The sequence below is a fragment of the Acinetobacter sp. UBA6526 genome (assembly GCF_002434875.1).
Classification (GTDB): Bacteria; Pseudomonadota; Gammaproteobacteria; order Pseudomonadales; family Moraxellaceae; genus Acinetobacter; species Acinetobacter venetianus.
In genome coordinates this window covers 1-393 of the sequence record NZ_DJLC01000095.1, presented here as the reverse complement: position 1 = coordinate 393, position 393 = coordinate 1, and the positions used below count along the sequence as shown (strand labels likewise).

At 38.7% G+C, this 393-nt stretch carries 2 protein-coding genes; both read right to left on the bottom strand.

The window, feature by feature from the left end; genetic code table 11:
* The coding region (locus B4237_RS06175; protein WP_286942209.1) for a ClpX C4-type zinc finger protein at positions 1 to 113 on the bottom strand (113 nt) is incomplete at its 3' end.
* Between the two features lie 41 nt (positions 114 to 154).
* Positions 155 to 393 (bottom strand): ATP-dependent Clp protease proteolytic subunit (locus B4237_RS06170; protein WP_286942199.1); only part of this gene is annotated, 239 nt, incomplete at its 5' end.

Below are 393 nucleotides of genomic sequence, written 5' to 3'. Positions count from 1 at the left end.
TCCACACACTCATTACAAATATATGCGTCCTCACCTGCAATCAATTTTCCAACTTCAGATTGCGTCTTACCACAAAATGAACAATGTTTTTGTCCTTGAGGATGTTCGGACATATTTACTCCACCACTTAAATCTTAAACTTAGTTTTTAAAAATCAAGGACGCTTACTAAGCACTTGATCAACCAAACCATATTCTTTTGCTGCTTGCGCAGTCATGAAGTTGTCACGATCTGTATCACGAGCAACCGTTTCATAGTCTTGACCACTATGTTCAGCCATTAAGCGATTTAAACGCTCTTTGATAAATAAAATTTCACGAGCATGAATTTCAATATCGGAAGCTTGACCACGGAAGCCGCCTAAAGGTTGGTGAATCATGACACGTGCATTTT